Source organism: Mesorhizobium sp. Cs1321R2N1 (assembly GCF_037179725.1).
GTDB lineage: Bacteria > Pseudomonadota > Alphaproteobacteria > Rhizobiales > Rhizobiaceae > Mesorhizobium > Mesorhizobium salmacidum.
Genome location: NZ_JAPYKP010000233.1, coordinates 1 through 5,266, shown reverse-complemented (window position 1 = coordinate 5,266; position 5,266 = coordinate 1). Strand labels below are relative to the sequence as shown.

Annotated in this window: 3 protein-coding genes and 2 pseudogenes; 4 read left to right on the top strand and 1 reads right to left on the bottom strand. The window is 56.3% G+C overall.

All coding sequences use genetic code 11. The features are described 5' to 3' along the window. From O7A61_RS30865 to O7A61_RS30855, 3 genes and pseudogenes are all read left to right on the top strand, one after another. Window positions 1-362 (top strand): annotated as a pseudogene (locus tag O7A61_RS30865) (hypothetical protein); the annotation flags it as partial. Between the two features lie 477 nt (window positions 363-839). Continuing rightward, the gene (locus O7A61_RS30860) at window positions 840-2,399 is read left to right on the top strand and encodes a carbamoyltransferase C-terminal domain-containing protein (protein ID WP_337132971.1); all 1,560 of its coding nucleotides are present in this window, start codon (window positions 840-842) and stop codon (window positions 2,397-2,399) included. 300 nt (window positions 2,400-2,699) lie between these two features. Further along, the gene (locus tag O7A61_RS30855) at window positions 2,700-2,864 is read left to right on the top strand and encodes a hypothetical protein (RefSeq protein WP_337132970.1); all 165 of its coding nucleotides are present in this window, start codon (window positions 2,700-2,702) and stop codon (window positions 2,862-2,864) included. Between the two features lie 286 nt (window positions 2,865-3,150). Here O7A61_RS30855 and O7A61_RS30850 read toward each other — a convergent pair. Continuing rightward, window positions 3,151-3,611, bottom strand: a pseudogene (locus O7A61_RS30850) (transposase); the annotation flags it as partial. A gap of 1,228 nt (window positions 3,612-4,839) precedes the next feature. On the opposite strand from O7A61_RS30850, the gene O7A61_RS30840 reads away from it, so the two are divergent. Further along, window positions 4,840-5,266: glycine betaine ABC transporter substrate-binding protein (locus O7A61_RS30840; RefSeq protein ID WP_337132969.1), on the top strand; the 427-nt coding region annotated here is incomplete at its 3' end.

The window sequence follows — 5,266 nt, the reverse complement described above, 5'->3', positions numbered from 1 at the left end:
CCGACCTTACCGGCGAACTGTCGATGACCACCGCAAAGCAGCTCGCTCGCTACAGCGCTGTTGAGGGCGCGCTCGCGAGCGGCTTCGCTACCGCCGAGCTACACCACCTGTGGGGACGCGACCAAATATTGCTGCCGGTGAACAACAACTTGCGCCAAAGTCGACCGCCTAGTGAAACACGGGCGCAAAACGAATTCGAATGCGCTGAAGAGCGGCGCGCCTCTCTGACCGATTTTAGCTTTTCTGCCATCGCGCGCTCAGGTTTCGACCTGTGTCTCGGGATTGCGGCTGCGAAATGCCTCCCAACTCGGTCTTTGTCCTGCAATTTTTTTCGCAGTAATTTAACAAATATTTCTCAATAAAATTGTTTACTAATGGTGTCTGTACGCTATAGTTAAAAGGCGGACTTAAATTCTGTTCACGCCTCGCCAATTCTGCCGACTTCATGAATTACTCTCTCAAGAGCCTGGGACCTATGTCTATTCGACAACCTACCTGGCCGAGGCAGCGCCTGCAAATGGCAGGATCATGACCAGCTGCGAATTTGATGCGGAAAAGCAAACTCTTCGCAAACGACGTGGCTAAAAAATCCGGGCTGACGGTTCAGATTGTGTCCGCGGAGAACAGTTGCTAGCCCAGACCCGCTCGCCGGTGAGGGTTACCGCCAACACTTCCGCTGAGGAAGGATATTGGTCGATCTGATCGCCTATAGGTATGACTTGGGGCTTTCGAAGCTGTGTACAAACAGCTGATTGTCTCTGCCGTAGACGAAACCACCCATTGCTTGGAAACTCTAGGATTTTGTGGAAACAGGTGGCATTGCGCCCGGGAGTAATAACATGAGAATAATGTCGTTCAAACCGGACCATGATGGCACAATTGCCCTCTTGGATGTATCAGCAGCCGAGCTGATTTATTCATACGAGGCTGAGAAGGATAGCTTTCCCAGATATTCAACCATTAACCCGACGACTATCCTCCAAGCCGCTGGCCGCCTGGACGCCATTCCGGATATTATTGCGGTCGGTGGGTGGTGCACGGGGTTCGGCCATGACGCGGTGGGCTACTACGGGGTAGCTCAGGGATCGGATGTTGTCGGCGAGATGGCCATTTTCGGCCGCAAGGTCCATTTCTATTCCTCGACGCACGAGCGCTCCCATCTCTGGGGCTCCTACGGCATGTCGCCATTCCCCGTCGGGATGCCATGTTACGCCCTTATCTGGGAGGGATGGTGCGGCGATTTCTATGAAATCGATGAGCGCCTGCAGGTCGTGCACAGGGGAAAAGTGATGGCGAATCCTGGCCACAAATATGCTTTCCTTTATATGCTCGCCGATCCGAAATTCACTTTGCCCAAAGGATCAACGCGCATCGAAGATGCCGGCAAGCTAATGGCGCTTTGCGCCCACGGGCAACCCGGATCGCCTGACTCGGACGAGCAGGCGCTAATCGACTCCGTGGTTCCAAGCGAGGTGTACCCCTTGTCCAAAGAGGAGCTGCGGAATTCGCCTTACTACAACATTGGCGTAACCCATCAAAAGTTCACCAACCTCGCCAGGCGAGTTTCAGACGCCATTTTCGATTCGTTTCACGCTTTTGCGAAGAAGAACCTGACAAAGGGCTACCCGCTGCTGATTTCCGGCGGGTGTGGATTGAATTGCGAGTGGAATCGACGTTGGCTCGAAACGAAGCTTTTTTCCGACATTTTTGTTCCGCCATGTGCAAACGACTCGGGCTCGGCTATTGGAACCGCCGTCGACGCTATGCGGCATTTCACCGGCAATGCGAAAATCAAATGGAACGTCTATTCGGGCCAGCCATTCGTAATTGACGAAGTCGACCGGACAGGACTCGAGGTCCATCCGCTCGACTACGACCAAGTGGCCTCCGCACTGCTGGGTGACAAGGTGATCGGCTGGGTACAGGGGAATTGCGAGATCGGACCACGGGCTCTCGGCAATCGGTCAATTCTCGCAGCGCCCTTCTCAAAGGCAACCCATGAACGGCTAAATCGAATCAAGAACCGGGAGGATTTCCGCCCGATCGCGCCGGTTTGCCTGGAGCAGGACGTCGCTCTGCACTTCGACCTGGCACGCCCGTCGCCGCACATGCTTCTTTTCCAGAAGGTTCTCGATAGCCGATTGAAGGCCGTCACGCATGTCGACGGCACAGCGCGGGCCCAAACAGTTTCGCAGGTCCAAAATCCGCATTTATTTCGACTACTTACCTCTTTCAAGGCAAAAAGCGGTGTCGGTGTTCTTTGCAACACTTCGCTGAACTTTAATGGAGCCGGCTTCATTAACCGCGCAAGCGACTTGCTGACCTATGCCCGGGCGGCAGGTCTTGACGGATTCGTGATCAATGATGCCTTTTATGTCCTCAAGGAGGCTTCCCCATAGCGTCAAGGGGACAGAAAAGGACGGCGTAGCCGAGAAGAACATGTCTCTGCGGTGGCCGCGCGCAGGAGTGGCGGCTTGGGCTTGAAGAAGGGGGAGCCACGTTCGATTCTGGCGGTCGGAACGGTGCCCGCAATCGATCGCAAAGCTCATTCGATCGTGAGCGTCACGAGCATCCGCTTTGCCGGAGGGTTATCCACTGGCGAGATTTGCCGCCTGATTTGCGCTCCAGGCATCGGGGCAGGCATGAAGACAGTCACTATCGCGGGGTAGAGGTGATCACTGGCGACAGAGGCGGCGTAGTTGGCCGCCGTCGGAGAAGACTCGGATCACGCCACCAACTCTCCGCGCCGCGTGAGCAATCGCAATCCGTCGAAGCGCTTCGATGTGGTGCCCTCAGAAGAAGAGCAGTACGAGCAGGTGCTGGCTCTTCCGCGCAATGACGATCTCAATTACGAGATATGTTAGCATCCGGGGATCTGACCATTTGATCCGGTCCACTTGCTTCCCCCACCGTCAAATGGCGAACGCTCCGTCCGGTTGTTGGTGCCACACGCTGCTGTTGAAGAATGGCTTGAGCCGGAGCGGGGCGATTCGCACGTCCGGTTCTTTTACCAACGGTCTTGGCTGCCGACTCTTTTGTAAATTTGGGATGCCAGGGATGTTGCCGTAGGGGTTCGGCGATGGGATCAGCTGTGAAGCGTTGCAGGCGGATTATTCGGCGGGTGAGCTTCGCCGGCCGGCGCGGGTGGCAAAAAAGCCGCTTCATATTGATGTCCCAGCCCTCGCGCGTGAGCATCACGTGCACGCGCCGGTAGCCATAACGAACCCGCGTCGCACAGAAGTCTTTGATCCGAGCTTCGATGCCGGCCTGATCGCGGCGGCGGGACTCGCCGGATCGACACTTTCCACTCAGTACAGGTATCCGCCACCAGCTCGCGTTTGCGACCAGGCCGCGCAGTTTTCGGTGGATCACGTCCTGCAGCGTCTCCTTCTCCAGCGACAGGTCGGCGACCAGCTTTCGGAGTTTGCCGTTCTCGTCCTCCAGCTGCTTCAGCCGCTTCATCTCCTCGGCAGCAGCCCGTCATATTTCTTCTTCCAGTTGAAGTAGGTCGGCTGGCTGCCCCCCTCCGGCAGATCTCCGCCACCGGGTTCCCAACCGGTCCCTGCTTCTGAATGAACGCCTTCTGCGTCCGAATACTTCGATGCATTCATCGCTTCCGCCCCTCTCCCAGCCGGGATTACAGCGAAAACTCCAATCTACTGCTGATCTCAGAACGCCAAACAACATCGCGCTCATCTTCCTGCCGTCGCGCGCCCCCCGGAGTTGACCCGTTAAGAAAGTTTGGCAGTACCTGCGACAGAACTGGCTCGAAAGCCGAGTCTTCGACAGCTACAACGCGATCATCGATGCCGCTCGCCACGCATGGCAGAGGCACCTCGCCGTGCCCGAAACCATAACATCAATCGGAATGCGCGAATGGGCCCACATTGGTCAAACTCAATGACCCTTGGTATTTGGGGCGGCGGCGCAGCAACCGACGCCGGACCAGGTGCACGGCTCGTATGAAACGCGAGCCACGGCCCTCCGCAAGAAACTGCACCGCAACCAGGTGCTCAAAGCGTTTCTTGCTGCGCAACCTGCCTGCACGTTAGCGATGGAGCCTGCCCCAGCAGCAGCCATCACTGGGGCACGCGCAATCGCAGAACTGGGCGATACTCCGGCGTATCGCACCTGGCTATGTAAAGCCATAAAGCGACAGAAGAATGGTGTGGCCGATGCGGAAGCGATCTGCCAAGCAGCGCAGCGACCGACCAAGCGTTCGTAGGACAAAGGGCGAAAAGCACTCTTAGGTCAAGGGAGACATCGCAGCTAGAAAAAGTCTAATCACGGCGCAACACATAGTTACGCACGGTGCAACTTTTTTGGGTTTGAACGTCGCACATATACGTGTCACGGTCTTTACGCTACGGGCTCCGGAGGCACTATTTCGTTACCCAAAATCCTGAGAGCACAATTGAGTGCCGAATCTGAGTCCGCAGCATTTAGGATTCAGCTGCTACAGGCCAGGTTCGTCAGCCGAATGAGCGGTGGCGTTAAGGGGGGGTGACTATTTGCCAATCACATGAGGATCATCGGAATGAGATAAGTGAGGGAAGGGATCGTCCGCATGGGGATGGAGGTCCCATTAATGCAGAAAATCTCTTGTGAACCGCCTCTTCGGCATTCGCCTCCATGATCTCGGCTTCGGCCTTGGCCGAGTGGTATTGGTCGGCGGTGTCAGCACTGCTTTGGTAGCTGTCACAGTCGATCGGATCACGCAAGGGCTTGGCTACACACGGCGGGAGCGAGGGAACAAGGACCTCTGGCAACAGGGTCCCGTTGGATGGCTCTGCGGAATGCAGAGTCGGAACTGAGGGAACATCAAGAAGGAGGATTACAATGCTTAGGAAGCTGCTGTACACGATTGCAGTTATGGCCTTTGCCGCGCCTGCGGCGCAGGCCACGACTGTCCGGCCCATCGGCTCCGGGCAGGCCGGCCATGAGGTCATCTATGACGTTATTGAGGCGGGCCTGGCCGAACTCGGCTACGAGAACGGTGAGATGCAGACGGGAGGCTATCCGGTTGTCTATCTGAGCGTTGCCCAAGGCGATGCCGACTATACTGCGGTGCACTGGAAGCCTCTTCAAGATCAATTATTCATGAAAGTTGGCGGTGACGACAAATTACTATTGGCAGGCCCCCTGTATACCAAAGCCATGCAGGGCTATTTCATAGACAAAGCCACTGCCGATGCACATGGCATCACCTCGCTCGACCAGATGAAGAATCCGGCAATAGCAGCCTTGTTTGATACCGACGGCGACG